The organism is Flaviramulus sp., assembly GCF_982512915.1.
Map to the genome: position 1 here is coordinate 27,588 of NZ_CEWOCJ010000005.1, position 20,003 is coordinate 47,590.

A 20,003-nucleotide genomic window follows, 5' to 3' on the forward strand; every position below is an offset into this window, starting at 1 on the left:
TATTTTAACTCTTATTGAAGCAAATCAATTATAGAAGTAAAGCCTTTTTCTGTAGCGTAATCGAATGCGGTTTTTCCCGAGTTATCTGTTATAGATATATCTGCTTTATTTTGAAGTAAAAGTTCAACACTTTCTTTCTTATTGTAAATAGCGGAAAAAATTAAAGCGGATGCACCATTATTATTTATTGCATTAATGTTGGCTCCTTTATCGATTAAATAATTAGCTAAATTCGTGTTGCCTTTGAAACAAACACCTATTAAGGCTGTATTACCTGAAGCATCTTTAGCATCAACTGAAGAATTGTTTTCAATTAGAATTTTCACTACTTCTTCTTTATCAAAATAAGAAGCAAATATTAGAGGCGTAAAACCTCTTGAATCTTTTATATTCACTAAATCTGGATTTCTTTTTAGTTGTAATTTAATATTTGTAACGTTACCAGATTGTATAGTATTAAAAAATAATTCGTTCTCGTTCATCTTAAATTTTTTGAATTAAAAGGAATGTGTTTAAACACATCCCTTTTAAAATTGCTATTAATTAATCAAATTTATTTAATTTAAATCAAAACGATCTAAGTTCATAACTTTAACCCAAGCTGCAATAAAATCCTTTACAAAACGCTCTTCACCATCGTTAGCACCGTACACTTCTGCAACTGCTCTTAGCTCTGTATTAGAACCAAAAATTAAATCTGCTCGAGTTCCAGTAAATTTAACTTCACCTGTTCTACGGTCACGACCTTCAAAGTATCTATCATCTTTAGAAGTAGCACTCCAAGTGTATGTAAAATCAAGAATATTTGTAAAGAAATCGTTAGTTAAAACACCTATTTTCTCTGTAAAAACTCCATAATTTGAACCATCATAATTAGCACCTAATACACGTAAACCTCCAACTAAAGCGGTCATTTCAGGAATAGAAAGTGTTAATAAATTAGCACGGTCAACTAATAAATCTTCAGCGGCTACTTGTAAATCAGATTTTATATAATTTCTAAATCCATCTGCTAAAGGCTCTAAATATCCAAAAGACTCTAAATCTGTTTGTTCTTGAGAGGCATCACCTCTACCTTGTGTAAAAGACACTTTCATATTATAACCAGCATTTCTTGATGCTTCTTCAACACCAGCTGTTCCAGCTAATACAATTAAATCAGCCATAGAAACAGTACCAACAAAATCTTTTTTAATACCTTCTAAAACTTTAAGTACTTTATCTAATTCAGCTGGGTTGTTAACTTCCCAGCTTCTTTGTGGCTCTAATCTTAAACGTCCTCCGTTTGCACCACCACGTTTATCAGATCCTCTAAAAGTTGAAGCTGATGCCCAAGCAGTAGTTATCATTTGTGAAACCGTTAAACCAGAAGCTAAAATCATATTTTTTAACTTTTCAATATCTGAATCTGTTAAAGTATAATTTACAGTTGGAATTGGATCTTGCCATAATAATTGTTCTTTTGGCACTTCAGGACCTAAGTATCTTTGTATTGGTCCCATATCACGATGTGTTAATTTATACCAAGCACGAGCAAATGCATCTTCAAAAGCTTTATGGTCTTTATGGAATCGTTTTGAAATTTCTAAATACGCAGGATCCATTTTAAGTGCCATATCAGCGGTTGACATCATTAAGGCTTGAGTACCATTAGCATCACCAGCTTTAGGAGCCATTCTTGCTTGAGACGCTGCTGTTGGTGTCCATTGATGTGCACCGGCAGGACTCTTAGTCAATTCCCAATCATAATTTAATAAAACATCAAAATAATCAGCATCCCATTGCGTTGGGTTTGGTGTCCATGCTCCTTCTAATCCACTAGTAATAGTATCATCTAGAACACCTGTTCCAAAAGAATTTTTCCATCCAGTACTCATTTCTTCAATAGAAGCACCATGAGGTTCTGCTCCAACATATTTTTCTGGATCTGCGGCTCCATGTGCTTTTCCAAATGTGTGCCCTCCAGCAACTAGCGCTACAGTTTCCTCATCATTCATAGCCATTCTACCAAAAGTAATTTTTATATCATGAGCTGATTTTAAAGGATCTGGAACACCATTTGGTCCTTCTGGATTCACGTAAATCAATCCCATATGAACGGCGCCTAAATGCCCCTCTAAATCACCATCACTCGTATCATAACGATCATCATTATCTAACCAACCAGTTTCAGAACCCCAATAAATATCTTGTTCTGGCTCCCAAACATCTTCTCTACCTCCTGCAAAACCAAATGTTTTAAAACCCATAGATTCTAAAGCACAGTTTCCTGCAAGAATCATTAAATCTGCCCAAGAAATTTTGTTGCCATATTTCTTTTTTACAGGCCATAATAATAAACGAGCTTTATCTAAATTACCATTATCTGGCCAACTATTTAAAGGTGCAAAACGCTGTGTTCCTGAACCAGCTCCTCCTCTACCATCACCGACACGATAAGTACCTGCGCTATGCCAAGCCATACGAATCACAAAAGGTCCATAATGTCCGTAATCTGCTGGCCACCAATCTTGAGAATCTGTCATTAAATCAATAACATCTTGCTTTAGTTCTGCAAAGTTTACACTTTTAAAAGCTTCAGTATAATTAAAATCTTCACCTAAAGGATTTGATTTATGACCATTTTGACGTAGAATATTCAATTTTAATTCATTTGGCCACCAATCACGGTTGTTAGTTCCACCTCCAGCAGTTTTCTTTTGAGTGCCGCTTAAAAAAGGACATTGACTTGCATCTGAATCGTTGAGATTATAAATTTTGTTATCCATTATAAATGATATTTTTTTATTTAAATAATTTCCATAAAATTAATGAATACTTAATACATAAATGATGTTTTAACATTCTAATAAATTATATTATGATTGATAAAACTTATTGGAAAAATAAATTTAATAAACTCAAGTGATAGTTAAAATTTTCAAAAAGCTATAGTTTGCTTAATTTCATTTATACTATTTTTATAAAAAATTTAAAAACAATAAAAATGGCAAAAATAACTTTGGGAGGAAATCCTGTTGAAACTTCTGGAAACTTACCGCAAATAGGTTCAAAAGCACCTAACTTCAAATTAACAGCTACTGATTTATCATCAAAAACTTTAGAAGATTTTAAAGGAAGTAAATTAGTTTTAAATGTTTTCCCGAGTATAGACACTGGAACTTGCGCTAAATCTGTAAGACAATTTAACAAAGAAGCTAGCGAATTAGAAAACACTAAAGTATTATGCATTTCTCATGATTTACCATTTGCTCAAGCACGTTTTTGTGGTGCAGAAGGTTTAGAAAATGTAGTTAATTTATCTGATTTCAAAAACGGAAGTTTTGGAAAAGATTACGGGTTAAACTTTGTTACAGGTCCTTTAGAAACTTTACATTCTAGATGTGTTATTGTTTTGGATGAAAACGGCAACATTTTATATACTGAACAAGTAGCGGAAATAGCTGATGAACCAAATTATAAAGCTGCATTAGAATCTCTTCATTCATAATAATCAATGACTGGAAAAGAGCCTTTTTTAATCAATAGACTAAAAAGTGTTGGATACGCTTTCAAAGGCGCTTTTTTACTATTAAAAACTGAAGCTAGTATAAAGATTCAGTTTTTAATAGCCTTATTGGTTACGATTGCAGGATTCATTTTTAATATTTCATCAACAGAATGGATTATCCAACTTTTGGCTATTGGATTAGTTATGAGTATTGAAGGCATTAATACAGCTGTAGAAGAAATGGCAAATTTTATTCACCCAGAGCATCATAATAAAATTGGTTTGATTAAAGATATTGCTGCTGGTGCAGTTTTTATCGCATCTATTTTTGCTTCAATTATTGGGTTATTAATTTATCTTCCAAAGATTTTTTAAAATACTAATCCCTCTAGGAATAACGTAAGTAATTTGTATTTTTGTGGAAACTAAAAAGCATTGATGGCTAAAAGTAAAACTAAAAATCAACCTAAAAAAAAAATTGAAATGCCAAATTTTAAGCTTTCTAACCAACAAAAATTGGTTTTAGGTAGCTTTTTGGTAATTGTAGGAATCGTATTTTTTGTTTCATTTATTTCTTTCTTTTTTACTGGAGAAGTCGATCAAAGTAGTTTATCTAACTTTACTTCTAGAGATATCAAAACAAAAAACTGGTTAAGTAAATCTGGAGCTTGGTTAAGTGATTTTTTTATTCAACGCGGTTTTGGAGTTTCTTCTTTTATTTTTTCAGGATTAATTTTTCTTTCTGGGATTTATGTTTTGATGAATCTTAATCGAACTAAACTAAAAAAACATTGGTTTTGGGGTTTATTAATTATCTTATGGTTATCTATATTTTTTGGTTTTTTCAAAGATGAAAATGATATTTTAGGTGGTACCGTAGGATTTGAAGTTAATTTATTTCTACAAGACTACATAGGTAAAATTGGAACTTCACTTTTATTAATATTTGGTTTAATAACCTATTTAGCCATACGATTTAAAGTTACTTTTGAAAGTATTGTTAGCATTTTTAAATCGGCTAAAAGTAATATAAAGAATGATTTTTCAGAATTAAATGAAGAAAATATTGTTTCTTTTGATAATAACTTATCAGTTGAAGCAGAGGCAATTAAATCTGCTTTTGATCTTTCAAATGATGAAAAAAAGAATCATGAAGATTTAGCCTCTAAACCAATTTCTGAAAACAGACCTCTAGAAGTAAAAGTTACACCCCATAAAGTGGAGGAAGAAGAGGAAGATTTTGATATTGAAATGGAAATTAAAGAAGTAGCTGAAGAAATTTCAGAAACTGATAATCTTGCTAATAAATTAGTCGAAGATTTTGGACAATTTGATCCTACTCTTGAACTTGCAAAATATCAATTCCCTCCTCTAGAATTATTAAAAAAATACGATACAGAAGGGATCAAGATCAATCAAGAAGAATTAGAAGAAAACAAAAATAAGATTGTTGAAACATTAAAAAACTATAGTATTGGTATTGCTAGTATTAAAGCTACCATTGGACCTACAGTAACTTTATATGAAATTGTACCTGATGCAGGAATTAGAATTTCAAAAATCAAAAATTTAGAGGATGACATAGCTCTTTCACTAGCTGCATTGGGTATTCGAATAATAGCACCAATTCCTGGTAAAGGAACTATAGGAATTGAAGTTCCAAACAAAAACGCTACCATCGTATCAATGCGATCGGTTATTGCTTCAAAGAAATTTCAAAGTTCAGATATGCAACTTCCCATAGCACTAGGGAAAACTATCAGTAATGAAACCTTTGTTGTTGATTTAGCAAAAATGCCTCACTTACTAATGGCAGGAGCCACCGGACAAGGAAAATCAGTTGGACTAAATGCTGTATTAACCTCATTACTTTACAAAAAACATCCTGCAGAAGTTAAGTTTATTTTAGTTGATCCAAAAAAAGTAGAACTTACTCTTTTTAATAAAATTGAACGTCATTATTTGGCAAAATTACCCGATAGCGAAGAAGCTATTATTACAGATAATACAAAGGTAATTAATACCTTAAACTCACTTTGTATTGAGATGGATAATCGTTATGAGCTTCTAAAAAATGCTATGTGTCGAAACATTGCCGAGTACAATGTGAAATTTAAAGCAAGAAAACTAAACCCAAATGAAGGACACCAATTTTTACCCTATATAGTTTTAGTTGTTGATGAGTTTGCTGATTTAATAATGACTGCTGGTAAAGAAGTTGAAACTCCTATTGCCAGATTAGCACAATTAGCTCGTGCTATTGGTATTCATTTAATTATTGCTACTCAGCGTCCATCAGTAAATGTAATTACAGGTATTATTAAAGCAAATTTTCCAGCTCGAATAGCTTTTAGAGTGACATCAAAAATAGACTCTCGTACTATTTTAGATAGTTCAGGAGCTGATCAGTTAATAGGTAGAGGTGATATGTTATTTACCCAAGGTAATGATGTGATTCGAGTACAGTGTGCCTTTGTGGATACACCAGAAGTTGAAAAAATAACTGAGTATATAGGATCACAAAAAGCATATCCTGAAGCCTATATGTTACCTGAATATGTTGGAGAAGAAAGTGGCACAAGTCTTGATATAGACATATCAGATCGAGACAAATTGTTTAAAGATGCAGCCATTGTAATAGTTACAGCACAACAGGGTTCCGCATCCTTATTGCAAAGAAAACTAAAACTAGGCTATAACAGGGCTGGTAGATTAATAGATCAATTAGAAGCTGCTGGTATAGTAGGCCCTTTTGAAGGTAGTAAAGCAAGACAAGTATTGGTAACCGACTTAACGGCCTTAGATAAACTTTTAGAAGATGAAATATAATTTTAAAAATAAAATGAAAACATATATAAGTATTACATTAATAGTTATTTCATTAAATGCATTTTCTCAAAACAAAGGAAGAGCCATATTAAATGAAGTTTCTCAAAAAGTTAAGAGTTATGAAAATATTTCACTAGATTTTAAGTATACTTTAGAGAATCTTTCAGAAAATATTAAACAAGAAACTAAAGGTGATGTGGTAATGCAAGGTGACAAATACCGTCTGAATATTTTAGGTGTTACACGCCTTTTTGATGGTAAAAAACTATACAGTATTAGTACTGAAGATGAAGAAGTTACTATTTCATCAGAAAATGATGATGACAATGACGTAATTACGCCTAGTAAAATGTTATCATTTTATGAAGATGGTTACACCTATACTTTAGATATTGAACAAAATATCAATGGTAGGAAAATTCAATATGTAAAACTTACACCTATTGATTCTAATTCTGAGATTAAAAACATTTTATTAGGAATTGATTCACAAACAAAACATATTTATAATTTAATTCAAGCTGGAAAAAACGGAACAAAAACAACTTTAACCGTTAATTCTTTTAAAACAAACACACAATTATCAAAAACCTTATTTACATTTGATGCAAATAAATACAATGATTATTACATCAACAAATTAGATTAGGTCCTTTGAAAATACTAGACCGTTACATACTAATATCGTACCTCAAAACTTTCATCAGCGTGTTTGTAATACTCATGCTGATATTTATTTTACAAACTATATGGCTTTATATAAAAGAGCTGGCAGGTAAAGATTTAGATTTAATAGTTATTATTAAGTTTTTGGTTTATTTTATGCCAAAACTTATACCACTTGTTTTACCGTTAACCATCCTATTAGCCTCTATTATGGTATTTGGCAGTTTTGCAGAGAACTACGAGTTTGCTGCTATGAAATCTACCGGTATATCTTTACAACGTGCCATGTCTGGACTAAGTGTTTTTATAGTAATTTTAGCTGTAATAACCTTTTTCTTCTCAAATAACGTTATCCCTTGGGCCGAACTTAACTCTTATAATCTAAGAAAAAACATAGCGAAATTAAAACCAGCTATGGTTATTGCAGAGGGTCAGTTTAACGAAATTGGTAATTACAACATTAAAGCTGAAAAGAAAATTGGAGATCGTTATTTAGAAAATGTTACCATACACCTTAAAAGTAGCAATGGTGTAACTAACCAAACTGTAATAAAATCAAAAACTGGAGAATTTGTTAGTAATGAAAACTCTAACGTCTTAAAACTTATTTTATTAGACGGCAATTATTATAGTGATATTACATCTAATAATCCAAAAACCAGAAATAAAAAACCCTTTGCTAAAAGTGCATTTGAGAAAAAGATTATTAATATTGATTTATCTCAGTTAAACAATGTTGATTTTGACGAAAAATCTCAAACAGATAAATACAACATGTTAGATGTTATAGGATTAAATAAAACTATAGACTCGCTTGTTGAAAAAAGTGAAGAAGAATATGAGATTTTTTCTGATAACTTATATCAAAGATCAAATGTTACAAATAACAATCCCATGAATATTGCTATCAAAGATTCTATAAAATATTCTGGAGAACTTTTAGATATATTTAATACAAAAAAGAAAGTTGAATTAGTTGATGTAACATTAAGAACAATAAGTGGCTCTAAACAAATTATAATATCAAAAAAAACGACTTTAAAAATATCTAATGAACAACTTAACAGACACCTTATATCTTTACATGAAAAATTTGCTTTAGGTTTTGCATGTATCATTTTATTTTTTGTTGGTGCACCATTAGGAGCACTCATAAGAAAAGGTGGTATTGGTTTACCTATGGTAATAGCCATATTACTTTTTTTAACCTACCATTTTATTGGTATTTTTGCTACAAATAGCGCTAAAAAAGGGGGCTTCAATCCTATTTTGGCAAGTTGGTTTTCCACACTTATTATGCTTCCACTTGGTGTCTTTTTAACAAGAAGAGCTACTACAGATAAAGGTTTATTTGATTTTGATAGTATTTTAGACCCCTTAAAAAAAGCATTAAAAATTAAAATAAAAGATAGTATTGATTATAGGTTTTTATCATCTTTTAAAAATGAGGAATTGATTGATGTAATTAAAAATTACGAATCACTTGGTCATGATAAAGCATGTCGATATGAAGCCTTAAAAATTTTAAATTCAAGAGGAAACGATATTCAACAATTGCGATTAATGGGTTTAACTATTAATGAAAATTTTGATATTTCAGATAAGATTATAAAATCAGATTACAAACCACATTCAAAGTTTGCTTTTATTTTATATGTAATTGGGATTATTCTTCTGGTACTTCATTTTGTTTTTAAAAACAATAAATTACCTTCATTAGTGTCTCCATCTATTCAACTTAGTATCGTATCATTAATTTTATTTGTATTTTATTATTTAAAATCTTTATTAAATACTTTCAGGTTTTACAATCATATTGATAAAAAAAATAAAAAACCTAAACTGTTTCTATTAATCATAGGTTTTCCTTTTTACTTTATTACTTATATCTTTTTAAATGAAAAAATAAAGGAAGACTTAAAACTAAATTATTTAGAATCCTTAAAATAAGCAATATCTTTACAAAATGATTGTAGAAAATATGACACATAAAAATGATTCTAAGTTTAAATTGAATTCTATACAAGAAGCTATTGAAGACATAAGAAAAGGTAAAGTTATTATTGTTGTTGATGATGAAAATAGAGAAAATGAGGGTGATTTTCTAGCTGCGGCTGAAACAATAACACCAGAAATCATCAATTTTATGGCTAAACAGGGTAGAGGTCTTATTTGTGCTCCTTTAACCGAGAACAGATGTAAAGAACTTGAACTTAACATGATGGTTAGAAATAATACAGACCCCATGGAAACAGCATTTACAGTATCTGTAGATTTAAGAGGTCATGGTGTTACTACAGGTATTTCTGCAAGTGATAGAGCTAAAACTATAAAAGCTTTAATAGACAATAACACGAAACCTTTTGAATTAGCAAGACCTGGACATGTTTTTCCTTTAGTGGCTAAAGAAGGTGGTGTTTTAAGACGTACTGGGCATACCGAAGCAGCAATTGATTTTGCTAGATTAGCTGGTTTAAAACCTGCTGGTGTTATTGTAGAGATTATGAATGAAGATGGTACAATGGCTCGTTTACCAGAACTTATTGAGGTAGCAAAGAAATTCGATTTAAAGCTAGTATCTATTGAAGATTTAGTTGCGTATAGAATGCAACATGACTCTTTAATTGAAAAGAAAGAGGATTTTCAAATTGAAACTAGATTTGGAAGTTTTAGATTAAGAGCTTACAAACAAACTACTAATAATCAAATACATATAGCTTTAACAAAAGGAGTTTGGAAAGAAAATGAAGAAGTTCTTACAAGAATTAATTCCACACTTATCAATAACGATATTTTAGGAACGTTAACAAATAATGTAGATAAGCAATTACACAATATGTTTCAGGTTATTAATGATGAAGGTAAAGGTGCTATCATTTTTATTAATCAAGAAGTACAATCTATGAACTTATTGAATAGATTAACTATTGTAAAAGAAAATCAATCACCAAATAAAATATCAAAAGCTCCTAGAATAGATATGGATAATAGAGATTTTGGCATTGGCGCTCAAATACTTCACGATTTAAACATACACAAACTACGTTTAATTTCTAACACAGAACAAAGCAAGCGTGTGGGATTAATTGGTTATGGTTTAGAAATTGTTGATTATGTGAAATATTAATTAATAACTACCTTTTTAACCAATTTGGAACTATTAGCATAAATATTTAAAAAATAAATACCAGAATTCAAATTACTCACATTAATTAAGTTTGTAGATTTTGATTGTTTTAAAATGGAATTACCTAAAACATCAAAAAGCTCTACATAATCAATATTGATATTTGATTTTATATAAATTTCTTCTTGTGTTGGATTTGGATAAATTCTAAAATTATCATTTTTAATTTCATCGGAACTTAAAGACGTATTTTGGTAGATACGAACGTAATCTACCAGCATTGTTCCGCTAGAAACATTAGGGTCTATAGCTCCAGAAATACCTCCCATAGCAACATTTAACAAAATATATTGATCCTCTGTAAATGGCCATGTATTTATATTTTTTACTGAAGGGTTGTAAGTGTAAAACCCAACACCATCAACTAAAAAAGTGATTTGATTAGGCGACCAATTTACCGAGTAAATATGCCAGTTAGCTGCTACATCACTAATTTCTTGAGAACGGTAATTAATTGTTGCTCCTGAACTAGAATTTGTATGCAATGCACTTGATGTATGATTTATTGGTCCTAAACCATGTTCCATAATATCTATTTCTCCACATGTTGGCCAAGGCGTTGTTCCAAAACCTCTATTATCCCAAAGTCCACCATTTTCATTTATATTTTTACCTAAAGTCCATATCGCTGGCCAAGTTCCATCCCATGCTGGTAATTTTGCTCTAACATCTACTCTTCCATATGTAAATGCAAAATCTGAATTTAAACGTGCAGATGTATAGTTTTTCGTAATACCTTGATCATTAAATGTTTCTCTTTTTGCTACTATATTAAGAGCGCCTGAATTATCAACAAAAGAATTATCTAAACGATTAGTATAATGCTGTTCTTCATTATTAGCCCAACCTACTCCTGGAATTATAACTTGTGTTTGTTTATGCCAATTAGATGAGTTAACATCTCCTGGTGTATTAAATTCATCAGACCAAACTAAATCATTATAAACAACATCAATAGCATTAGGATCTGTTGGTGTAGAACCATCAGTTATATCATCAATAAAATAAGCCCCAGGTGTGGCACTACCAATGTCTATTAAAATAGTTAATCTACTGTAATTTCCATTTCCTCCTATGGTTGAAAAATCATATGATAAGGTTGTCCAACTATTCTGAGAAGTAACATTCAAGTCTATTTGAATATTAGCATTATCTCCTTGTTCTAACTTCAATCCAACAGTGTGTTGTTGAGGATCTTCAGCATAAAAAGCTAATGTGATTGTATTATTAGAATCCAAATTTATTGGTCTAGTTAAATCTATATAAAAACCTTGCTCAGCAGCTGAAGAAGCATGAAAGAATTGACCTATGGTATTATTAGAATCTGTTGGTGATGGTCTAGTTGAAAATACACTACCACCCCAAACATTAAAAACATGTGATACATCAGAAAAATCAATTGGCATTTGTTGCGCAGTTGTTATCTGACTTATTAGTAATACTAAAATAGAAATTTTAATGTACTTGTAATTCATAGTCTTTTATTAAGTTATAAAATTACAATATAGATGTTGGATTTATTCATTATTAACCCCAACAAAAACTATACATATGGAAAAACCAAATATATATTATATTGAAGACTTAATAATTTCAGCCATTTTGTTTGCGCGTTCTTTTACTTGCTCCTCTGTCCATGAAAGTTTTATTAAACAAGAAATATTTCTACCTATAAAATGATCTGATTTAGGATAGTCTTTAGTTTGCAGATATTCAAGCCCTTTTTTAACTTCGTTAGAAATTGGAAATAGTGATTTTAAATCTTTTAAATGATCCCACTTTCTAATATAGTGCCAATTGTTATCATAATAATGGAAACAAGCATCTAAGTCATTTTCTTTAAAAGCAGCCGAGACTTTTCGAGCTATTTCTAAATTTGGTAAAAAGAAATTTAAAAAAGCATAACTTTCTACGCCTCCTTCTGGAACGGTTCTAAAAATAACTTCTGGAATTTTAGCTAAAGCATTACGAATAATGGTGTAATTTTTTTTCTGAATCGCTAAAAAATCTGGTAAACGCTTTACTTGTGCCAAACCTACTGCGGCGTGCAATTCTGAAATTCGGAAGTTATATCCTAGAAATGGGTGTGTTTCAGCACCTCTATCGCTACCAATATGATCGTGACCATGATCGCTATAATGGTCGGCATTTACATAATATGTTTCATTATTAGTTATAACCGCGCCACCTTCACCACAAGTTATTGTTTTTACAAAATCGAATGAGAAACATCCTAAATCGCCAATGCTTCCCAGTGGTTTTCCTTTGTAGGTGCCGCCAATAGCTTGACATGCATCTTCAATAAACAATAAATTATGTTTGCTACAAATAGCTTCTAAAGCTTCTAAATCTCCCATGCTACCACACATTTGAACCACCATTATCGCTTTTGTTTTTGGAGTTATAGCATCTTTAACTGCTTTAGGACTTAATGTTAATGTATCATCAATATCTACCAGAATAGGAATTGCACCAAGCATTATAATAGCTTCAAAACTAGCTACAAATGTAAATGTTGGCATAATTACCTCATCGCCTGCTCCTACACCTGCTGAGGCTAATGCTAAAGAAACGGCAGCTGTACCACTTGATACCAATTGCACATGTTTAGATTGAAATGTTTTTTGAAGTTGAGATTCTAGTTCTTTTGCTTTCCATTGGCCATTTCGCATTCCATCAAAGCCATAGCGCATTAATACACCATTATCTAAAACGTCGTTTACTTGTTTTCTTTCTGCTTCACCAAATAGTTCAAATCCTGGCATAATTATTTTTTTTGTTTGCGTTAGGGATTTAAGCTAGCTAGCGTGTAGCGCGAAAAGCCCGACCCGAAGGGTAACGCCCAAATGTTTATTTTATAATTCTAAAATAGTTCTTTCTAATGGTTTTCTAACTTTTTCGAATTGAGAAAATATATCATCTTCTGCTCTAAAACCCACCGGTAAAAGTAACACAGATTTTAATCCTTTTTTTTCCAACTCTAATAATTCATCATACTTAGCAGGATTAAAACCTTCCATTGGGCAGGCATCTATACCTTCTATGGCACAAACCGTCATTAAATTACCAAGAGCGATATATGCCTGATTTTTAGACCACTGCTGACGCTCTGGAATAGACATAGCACTAACAGTTTTAATTAAATTTTGTTTATATGGTTCTAAGATTGTTTCGGGAGTGTTTCTAATATTTTTTATGTTATCGTAGTAAGCATTAACATCCTGTGTATGAATATCATTTTGAATGCAAATTATTAAAAGATGTGAAGCCTCTAAAACCTGTTTTTGATTGTATGAATGACCTACTAGATCTTTTCGTTTTAATTTATCTTTAATAACGATTAAAGAAATTGTTTGTAACCCAAAGGAGGTTGCTGTTAGGTTGAAAGCGTTTTTTATTGTAAGTATTTGATTTTCTGATAAATTTTTATCAGAATCGAATTTTTTTGTAGCATAACGCCACTTTAATTGTTTAATTATATCCATATACTTTTTATAGCATTACAAAAATAACACTTGATTCTCTTTTTAACGCAAAAAAGTTATAAAATTAAAAGATTGAAGTGATTAAAAAATAATTTCAAAAAATTGATGTTTTATTTGAAAGAATTAAAAAAGGGTTCTATATTTGCACCCGCATTCAGGCAAATAGCTTGGTGAGGCGCTCCTGGAGAAATGGCAGAGCGGTCGAATGCGGCAGTCTTGAAAACTGTTGAGGGTCACACCTCCGGGGGTTCGAATCCCTCTTTCTCCGCTTATTATGATTAAAAAAGCCGATAAAATTATTTTATCGGCTTTTTATTTTATAAGAAATAGATTTATTATTGAAGCAAACGTTTTCGCTTACCTGTTTTAATGATTCCTGTTATTAATGAAAACAAGTCTTTTTTAAAGAGTCTGTTTTTTTTAATAAAGTTGTTTAATCTTAAAATAAGCCTTTCATGTTTGTCTTTATAGGCATCTTCTTTTACTAGGTCATTTATTCCATCTACCATGACCTTAAGGCCATTTTCATGTGTATTTACTTTTTTAAGTAAGTTGTTTGTTTCTTTTTGTAAATCACATAATTTATCTCTAATAGTTTTGCTTTCTGCGAAATGTGATGAATCAATCAACTGAAGAGTATAAGATTTTACTAAATCATCAAAAAACAATTGCTCATCTCTTGCAAATTTTAATTCCGAAATCCAATTAAGTGAATTATTATGCATGGTTTCTGAACTTAACCAGGCTTCATATTTTATTTCTTTTGTTTTCATATTTTAGTTTTAATAGTTTTAAAAAAGAGATTGTATTTACATTCAATTTTTTTCTATTTCATATAAATTAATCAACTTGAATTACCTTTTTTTTAGGTATTTGTTCAATAGCTATTTCTTTTTTAAGTAATTTAACTTTTAAAATGCCATTTTTGTAATTAGCCTTTACTTCCTGATCTAAATCAATAGATGTTGGCAATATCATAGATCTTTTAAAAGATTTATAGCAAAATTCTTTACGAGAAAATGCATCTTCATTTTCTGCTTCCTCAAATTCTTTTTCACCAGAAACATGAAGTACATCTTCTTCAATAGTAATTTTAAAGTCTTTTTTATTAAATCCAGGAGCTGCAAATTCAATTTCAAAATTGGTTTTATACTCTTTTACATTTAAAGCTGGAATCAAACTATTATCTTCTAAAAAATCATTTCTAAAAATATCATCAAACCGCATCAGATTTTTTAAATTATCCATATTTGAAGTAAATAATCTTCCTCCCCATGGTCGTAAAAAACTATTACTCCATGGAGTTACTAAACGGTTTTTATTTATTGATGCCTCATTTCTTTTTGTACGTTTCATTAATGTTGACATGATCTATTGTTTTAGTTGAACTTATATTTAATTATACTAATATATTTATTGAAAGCAATTTTTGAAATGATATATATCAGATATATGACTGAATTATAAAGAAGTTAATGTACCTTGTTCATATCAAGTATTTTCAATACACTAATTATAGTTAAGCGTCTCTGTAACTTTTGTTACTGAATTTTTAAAAATCTAAACATTAATTTATACCAAGATTTTATTTTGATTTATTTCATATAATTTGAATGATCTCTAATCAATAACTTGATTTAAAAATTAAAATATTTCTGAAAATTTTTAACTTTATAACATGTTACAAGAATTAAAAGATAATTATAATCACTTATTTGAAGAAGCACTCATTAATGAGATAAATCAAGTAGGAACTTTTAAAGAAATTCCAGAAGGCTTTAAAATGATTGATATAGGTGATTATGTTAAATCCATGCCCTTATTAGTTTCTGGTGCTATAAAAATTATTCGAGAAGATCAAGATGGGGATGAACTGCTACTTTACTTTTTAGAAAAGGGCGATACTTGCGCTATGACATTAACTTGTTGTCTTGGGCAAACTAAAAGTGAAATAAGAGCGGTAGCCGAAAAAGATACCAAACTTATCATGATACCCATTCAAAAAATGGAAGAATGGTCGGCAAAATATAAAAGCTGGAGGAATTTTGTATTTGAAAGTTATCACAATCGATTAAATGAAATGCTTGAAACTATTGATAGTATTGCCTTTTTAAAAATGGATGAAAGGCTTTATAAATATTTAAAAGAAAAATCAAGAGTATCCGAAGATCACACCATTTATAACACCCACCAAGAAATAGCTTATGAACTTCATACATCTAGAGTTGTTATTTCTCGACTTCTTAAAAAACTAGAAAATCTAGGTAAAATAGAACTTTATAGAAATCATATTTTTATTAAAGATATTTAATTTTTGTATGTAACCAATGTTACTGTGTAAAGATACCCATTAACATAATTTTGTCATAAATAAAGGAAACTTACTATTTATGGAAATTATTGAAATTTTTGGTTACATAAGCGCCTTAATTATAGGTATATCTTTAGGTTTAATTGGTGGTGGCGGTTCTATTTTAGCTGTACCTGTCTTGGCCTATTTGTTTTCTGTAAACGAAAAAGTAGCTACAGCTTACTCATTATTTATCGTTGGAGCAAGCGCCTTAGTTGGTGGTATAAAGCAACATTTTAAAGGATTGGTAGATTGGAGAACCTCTATAGTGTTTGGTATTCCTGCAATAATTGGTGTAACATTGGTTAGACATTATGTAGTACCAGCATTACCGGATGTCTTATTTAGTATTAGTAGTTTTCATTTTACAAGACGTATGGCCATGTTTGGCTTATTTGCTGTTTTAATGATTCCTGCAGCTTATTCGATGCTTAAAGAAGCTAAAGAAAAGAAAGTGAGTGGTGAGGTAAAATACAACTATCCATTAATTCTTTTGGAAGGATTAATAGTTGGCGGAATAACAGGTATGATTGGAGCTGGTGGTGGTTTTTTAATCATTCCTGCATTAGTAATACTTGCAAATGTAGAAATGAAGGTAGCTGTTGCAACCTCTTTAATAATTATAGCCTTTAAATCGTTATTAGGATTCTTTTTAGGGGACGCATTAACCATGGATATCGATTGGCAATTTCTAGGGTTATTCACAGGTTTATCTTTTATAGGAATATTTATTGGTAGCTATTTAAGTAATTTTATTGATGGAAATAAATTAAAAAAAGGTTTTGGTTATTTTATTTTGGTTATGGCAATGTTTATTTTTTACATGGAGTTTTTTGTAAAACAATGATTGTTGGTTTTTTATGGTTTTTAAAAAAAATGACTTTTATGATAAAAGTCATTTTTTTTTAACTATTTAGTTTAGTGTAACTTAAGTAACATAAATAACGCTTTTATATTCCTATTTTTATATCTTAAACTAATAAATATTATTGTATGAAAGTAGAACAAATTTACACAGGATGTATTGCTCATGCAGCTTATTATATAGAAAGTAATGGTGTTGCAGCAGTTTTTGATCCTTTAAGGGAAGTGCAACCTTATATAGATAGGGCGCAAATTGATAATGCAGAAATTAAATATGTTTTTGAAACTCATTTTCACGCTGATTTTGTGAGTGGACATTTAGATTTAAGAAAAAAAGCTGGTGCAGAAATAGTATTTGGTCCTGGCGCAAAACCTGCTTATCAAGCAACAATTGCTAAAGACGGTGAAATTTTTGAAGTAGGTGATTATAAAGTAAAAACTATTCATACTCCAGGACACACAATGGAAAGCACTACCTATTTACTAATAGATGAAAATGGAAACGAACATGGTATCATTACTGGAGACACCTTATTTATAGGCGATGTTGGTCGCCCAGATTTAGCACAACATGTAGTAGCAGATTTAACTGAGGAGAAATTAGCAGGATATTTATACGATTCATTACGGAATAAAATAATGCCATTAAGTGATGATTTAATAGTATATCCAAATCATGGCGCTGGTTCTGCTTGCGGTAAAATGATGAGTAAAGAAACTACTGATACTTTGGGTAATCAAAAAAAATATAATTATGCTTTACAGAATATGACTAAAGAGGCATTTATTAAAACGCTTTTAGCAGGATTAACAGCACCACCAGGATATTTTCCTCAAAATGTGTTAATGAATATTAAAGGTTATGAAAGTTTAGATACTATTATGGATAGAGCTACTCAAGCCTTAACTCCAGATGCTTTTGAGCTTGTTGCAAACGAAACAGGTGCTTTAATGTTAGATACTCGAGATGCTGAAGACTTTGCAAAAGGTTTTATACCTAACAGTATTAACATTGCTTTAAATGGTAATTTTGCACAATGGGTAGGAGAAATGATTCCTGATGTGAAACAAGAAATTTTATTAATCACTTATCCTGATAAAGAGGAAGAAGCTATCACTAGATTATCTCGTGTTGGTTATGATTTTACGGTTGGTTATTTGAAAAATGGTTTCAAAACATGGAAAAAGAGTGGTAAAGATTTTGAAACTGTAACCAGAATTACATCAAAAGAACTCGAAAAACAAATACCCTCTAAAAAACCATTGATAATTGATGTTCGTAAAAATAGTGAGTTTCAATCTGAGCATATTATCGATGCTATAAATGTGCCTTTAAATCAAATAAATCAACATTTATCTCAGTTCCCTAAAGACAAACCTTTTGTTTTACATTGTGCTGGTGGTTATAGAAGTATGATAGCAGCTTCTATTTTAAAACAACGCGGTTGGAAAGATTTTGTTGATGTTATTGGAGGTTTTGACGCTATTAAAGAAAATACAACTATCAAAAAATCCGAATACGTTTGCCCTACAACACTTTTGTGATTATATGAATTTTTAAAAAAGCACCTATTTGTAATGTAAATAGGTGCTTTTTTACACATATAAGTTTTTGTAACATAAGTTACTGTACAATTAATTCACTATTCTTAACTTTACACTTTGAAAAAAATACAAAAATGAAAATTGAACAAATATATACAGGATGTTTAGCACAAGGTGCTTATTATATTGAAAGTAAAGGAGAAGTTGCTATAATAGATCCATTACGAGAAGTTAAACCATATATAAACAGAGCAAAATCAGATGGAGCAAAAATAAAGTACATTTTTGAAACTCATTTTCATGCTGATTTTGTTAGTGGTCATGTGACGCTATCCAAAAAAACAGGAGCACCTATTATTTTCGGTCCAAATGCTGAAACTAGCTTTGATGCAATTATTGCTAAAGATGGTGAAGTATTTAAATTAGGTGATGTTAATATCACCGTATTACATACACCAGGTCACACTATGGAAAGTTCTGTCTTTTTATTAAAAGACGAAAACGGAAAAGATCATGCTATTTTTAGTGGAGATACTTTATTTTTAGGCGATGTTGGTCGTCCTGATTTAGCACAAAAAATGGGAGAAATTACTGAGAGGGATTTAGCAGGTTTTTTATATGATAGCCTACGAACCAAAATAATGCCTTTATCAGACGAAGTTATTGTATATCCAGCGCATGGAGCAGGTTCTTCTTGTGGTAAAAATTTAAGTAAAGAAACCGTAGATACTTTAGGCAACCAAAAAAAAACTAATTACGCACTACGTGCTGATATGACTAAAAAAGAATTTATAGATGAAGTAACTCATGGTTTATTACCACCACCTCAATATTTCCCTTTAAACGTAAAAATGAATAAAGAGGGTTACGATGATTTTCAAGATGTTTTAAAAAGAAGCGCACAGGTTTTAAGTGCAGATGCTTTTGAAGCTGCTGCTAACGAAACTGAAGCTGTTGTTTTAGATGTTCGCCATCAAGATGATTTTGCAAAAGGTCATATTCCTCGCTCTATTTTCATAGGTTTAGATGGAAGTTTTGCACCTTGGGTAGGGTCTTTAATTGCAGATGTTAAACAACCAATTTTATTGGTTTGTCCTGAAGGTCGTGAAGAAGAGGCCATAACTCGTTTATCTAGAGTTGGTTTTGATGCTACTATTGGTTATTTGGAAGGCGGATTTGAAGCTTGGAAAAAGGCAGCTAAAGAATATGATTCTGTTAGTTCAATAACTGCAAATAAATTTAATGACATCAAGAAAAACAAATTAGTTCCTGTTTTTGATGTAAGAAAAAATGGCGAATATTTATCAGAACATGTGATTGATGCCAATAATACCCCACTTGATTATATTAACGAACATTTAGCTGAATATCCAGAAACAGAAACTTTTTATATACACTGTGCTGGAGGCTACAGAAGTATGATAGCTACTTCTATTTTAAAAAGCAGAGGAATTCATAATCTAATTGATATTCAGGGTGGTTTTAAAGAAATAAAAGAAGCTGGTGTTGAAGTTTCTGATTACGTTTGCCCTTCAACATTATAAAAATTAATTAAAATTTTAATTAAGAATTGATTAATAGTAACTT

Annotated in this window: 17 protein-coding genes and 1 tRNA gene; 11 read left to right on the top strand and 7 right to left on the bottom strand. The window is 30.5% G+C overall.

Going from position 1 to position 20,003, the window contains the following annotated elements; translation table 11 throughout:
- Window positions 1-11 precede the first annotated feature (11 nt).
- Window positions 12-482 (bottom strand): ankyrin repeat domain-containing protein, encoded by a 471-nt coding sequence (locus tag AC1XJX_RS04870; protein ID WP_482002847.1) that lies wholly within the window; start codon window positions 480-482, stop codon window positions 12-14.
- Between the two features lie 75 nt (window positions 483-557).
- Window positions 558-2,768, bottom strand: coding sequence for a catalase/peroxidase HPI (gene katG / locus AC1XJX_RS04875; protein WP_482002848.1), 2,211 nt, complete (start codon window positions 2,766-2,768; stop codon window positions 558-560).
- A 218-nt stretch (window positions 2,769-2,986) separates the two neighbouring features.
- Here katG and tpx point away from each other — a divergent pair, with 218 nt between their 5' ends.
- The 6 genes from tpx to ribB all read left to right on the top strand — a co-directional run bounded on the left by tpx (window position 2,987) and on the right by ribB (window position 10,112).
- Window positions 2,987-3,490, top strand: coding sequence for a thiol peroxidase (gene tpx, locus AC1XJX_RS04880; protein WP_482002849.1), 504 nt, complete (start codon window positions 2,987-2,989; stop codon window positions 3,488-3,490).
- A 6-nt stretch (window positions 3,491-3,496) separates the two neighbouring features.
- Window positions 3,497-3,865: a diacylglycerol kinase family protein gene (locus tag AC1XJX_RS04885; protein ID WP_482002850.1), complete on the top strand. Its 369-nt coding sequence runs from the start codon at window positions 3,497-3,499 to the stop codon at window positions 3,863-3,865.
- Between the two features lie 63 nt (window positions 3,866-3,928).
- Window positions 3,929-6,319: an FtsK/SpoIIIE family DNA translocase gene (locus AC1XJX_RS04890; RefSeq protein WP_482002851.1), complete on the top strand. Its 2,391-nt coding sequence runs from the start codon at window positions 3,929-3,931 to the stop codon at window positions 6,317-6,319.
- A 13-nt stretch (window positions 6,320-6,332) separates the two neighbouring features.
- The gene (lolA1, locus tag AC1XJX_RS04895; protein ID WP_482002852.1) at window positions 6,333-6,968 is read left to right on the top strand and encodes an outer membrane lipoprotein periplasmic chaperone LolA1; all 636 of its coding nucleotides are present in this window, start codon (window positions 6,333-6,335) and stop codon (window positions 6,966-6,968) included.
- Window positions 6,969-6,973: 5 nt separating this feature from the next.
- Window positions 6,974-8,935, top strand: a complete 1,962-nt coding sequence (locus tag AC1XJX_RS04900; protein WP_482002853.1) for an LptF/LptG family permease — start codon at window positions 6,974-6,976, stop codon at window positions 8,933-8,935.
- Between the two features lie 16 nt (window positions 8,936-8,951).
- Window positions 8,952-10,112 (top strand): 3,4-dihydroxy-2-butanone-4-phosphate synthase, encoded by a 1,161-nt coding sequence (gene ribB, locus AC1XJX_RS04905; protein ID WP_482002854.1) that lies wholly within the window; start codon window positions 8,952-8,954, stop codon window positions 10,110-10,112.
- On the opposite strand, the gene AC1XJX_RS04910 is transcribed toward ribB, so the two are convergent.
- The 3 genes from AC1XJX_RS04910 to AC1XJX_RS04920 form a co-directional block, all read right to left on the bottom strand.
- A complete protein-coding gene (locus AC1XJX_RS04910; protein ID WP_482002855.1) occupies window positions 10,109-11,647 on the bottom strand; it encodes a glycoside hydrolase family 16 protein in 1,539 nt (512 codons plus the stop codon). The genes ribB and AC1XJX_RS04910 overlap by 4 nt on opposite strands.
- A gap of 96 nt (window positions 11,648-11,743) precedes the next feature.
- Window positions 11,744-12,937 carry a DegT/DnrJ/EryC1/StrS family aminotransferase gene (locus tag AC1XJX_RS04915; protein WP_482002856.1) on the bottom strand — a complete coding sequence of 398 codons (1,194 nt, stop codon included), beginning with the start codon at window positions 12,935-12,937 and terminating at the stop codon, window positions 11,744-11,746.
- Between the two features lie 90 nt (window positions 12,938-13,027).
- Complete coding sequence (locus tag AC1XJX_RS04920; RefSeq protein WP_482002857.1) at window positions 13,028-13,657, bottom strand: NAD(P)H-dependent oxidoreductase; 630 nt, start codon at window positions 13,655-13,657, stop codon at window positions 13,028-13,030.
- A 183-nt stretch (window positions 13,658-13,840) separates the two neighbouring features.
- Here AC1XJX_RS04920 and AC1XJX_RS04925 point away from each other — a divergent pair.
- Window positions 13,841-13,925 (top strand) — tRNA-Ser (locus tag AC1XJX_RS04925).
- 67 nt (window positions 13,926-13,992) lie between these two features.
- On the opposite strand, the gene AC1XJX_RS04930 is transcribed toward AC1XJX_RS04925, so the two are convergent.
- Together AC1XJX_RS04930 and AC1XJX_RS04935 are read right to left on the bottom strand one after the other, a co-directional pair.
- Window positions 13,993-14,430 carry a hypothetical protein gene (locus AC1XJX_RS04930; protein ID WP_482002858.1) on the bottom strand — a complete coding sequence of 146 codons (438 nt, stop codon included), beginning with the start codon at window positions 14,428-14,430 and terminating at the stop codon, window positions 13,993-13,995.
- 67 nt (window positions 14,431-14,497) lie between these two features.
- Entirely contained in the window at window positions 14,498-15,025 is a 528-nt protein-coding gene (locus AC1XJX_RS04935) for an Hsp20/alpha crystallin family protein (protein ID WP_482002859.1), read from the bottom strand.
- Between the two features lie 310 nt (window positions 15,026-15,335).
- On the opposite strand from AC1XJX_RS04935, the gene AC1XJX_RS04940 reads away from it, so the two are divergent.
- The 4 genes from AC1XJX_RS04940 to AC1XJX_RS04955 all read left to right on the top strand — a co-directional run bounded on the left by AC1XJX_RS04940 (window position 15,336) and on the right by AC1XJX_RS04955 (window position 19,960).
- Window positions 15,336-15,968 (top strand): Crp/Fnr family transcriptional regulator, encoded by a 633-nt coding sequence (locus AC1XJX_RS04940; RefSeq protein WP_482002860.1) that lies wholly within the window; start codon window positions 15,336-15,338, stop codon window positions 15,966-15,968.
- A gap of 79 nt (window positions 15,969-16,047) precedes the next feature.
- Window positions 16,048-16,854, top strand: a complete 807-nt coding sequence (locus AC1XJX_RS04945; protein WP_482002861.1) for a sulfite exporter TauE/SafE family protein — start codon at window positions 16,048-16,050, stop codon at window positions 16,852-16,854.
- A 146-nt stretch (window positions 16,855-17,000) separates the two neighbouring features.
- Window positions 17,001-18,416, top strand: a complete 1,416-nt coding sequence (locus AC1XJX_RS04950) for an MBL fold metallo-hydrolase (RefSeq protein WP_482002862.1) — start codon at window positions 17,001-17,003, stop codon at window positions 18,414-18,416.
- A 134-nt stretch (window positions 18,417-18,550) separates the two neighbouring features.
- A complete protein-coding gene (locus tag AC1XJX_RS04955) occupies window positions 18,551-19,960 on the top strand; it encodes an MBL fold metallo-hydrolase (protein ID WP_482002863.1) in 1,410 nt (469 codons plus the stop codon).
- The last annotated feature ends 43 nt before the right edge of the window (window positions 19,961-20,003 follow it).

Excerpts from the sequence above, each read along its gene's own strand:
- AC1XJX_RS04955 (WP_482002863.1), top strand. The coding sequence starts at position 18,551 with ATGAAAATTGAACAAATATATACAGGATGTTTAGCACAAGGTGCTTAT.
- AC1XJX_RS04935 (WP_482002859.1), bottom strand. The coding sequence starts at position 15,025 with ATGTCAACATTAATGAAACGTACAAAAAGAAATGAGGCATCAATAAAT.
- AC1XJX_RS04915 (WP_482002856.1), bottom strand. The coding sequence starts at position 12,937 with ATGCCAGGATTTGAACTATTTGGTGAAGCAGAAAGAAAACAAGTAAAC.
- AC1XJX_RS04950 (WP_482002862.1), top strand. The coding sequence starts at position 17,001 with ATGAAAGTAGAACAAATTTACACAGGATGTATTGCTCATGCAGCTTAT.
- ribB (WP_482002854.1), top strand. The coding sequence starts at position 8,952 with ATGATTGTAGAAAATATGACACATAAAAATGATTCTAAGTTTAAATTG.
- AC1XJX_RS04885 (WP_482002850.1), top strand. The coding sequence starts at position 3,497 with ATGACTGGAAAAGAGCCTTTTTTAATCAATAGACTAAAAAGTGTTGGA.
- AC1XJX_RS04890 (WP_482002851.1), top strand. The coding sequence starts at position 3,929 with ATGGCTAAAAGTAAAACTAAAAATCAACCTAAAAAAAAAATTGAAATG.
- katG (WP_482002848.1), bottom strand. The coding sequence starts at position 2,768 with ATGGATAACAAAATTTATAATCTCAACGATTCAGATGCAAGTCAATGT.
- AC1XJX_RS04920 (WP_482002857.1), bottom strand. The coding sequence starts at position 13,657 with ATGGATATAATTAAACAATTAAAGTGGCGTTATGCTACAAAAAAATTC.
- AC1XJX_RS04870 (WP_482002847.1), bottom strand. The coding sequence starts at position 482 with ATGAACGAGAACGAATTATTTTTTAATACTATACAATCTGGTAACGTT.
- AC1XJX_RS04910 (WP_482002855.1), bottom strand. The coding sequence starts at position 11,647 with ATGAATTACAAGTACATTAAAATTTCTATTTTAGTATTACTAATAAGT.
- AC1XJX_RS04930 (WP_482002858.1), bottom strand. The coding sequence starts at position 14,430 with ATGAAAACAAAAGAAATAAAATATGAAGCCTGGTTAAGTTCAGAAACC.
- tpx (WP_482002849.1), top strand. The coding sequence starts at position 2,987 with ATGGCAAAAATAACTTTGGGAGGAAATCCTGTTGAAACTTCTGGAAAC.
- lolA1 (WP_482002852.1), top strand. The coding sequence starts at position 6,333 with ATGAAAACATATATAAGTATTACATTAATAGTTATTTCATTAAATGCA.
- AC1XJX_RS04945 (WP_482002861.1), top strand. The coding sequence starts at position 16,048 with ATGGAAATTATTGAAATTTTTGGTTACATAAGCGCCTTAATTATAGGT.
- AC1XJX_RS04940 (WP_482002860.1), top strand. The coding sequence starts at position 15,336 with ATGTTACAAGAATTAAAAGATAATTATAATCACTTATTTGAAGAAGCA.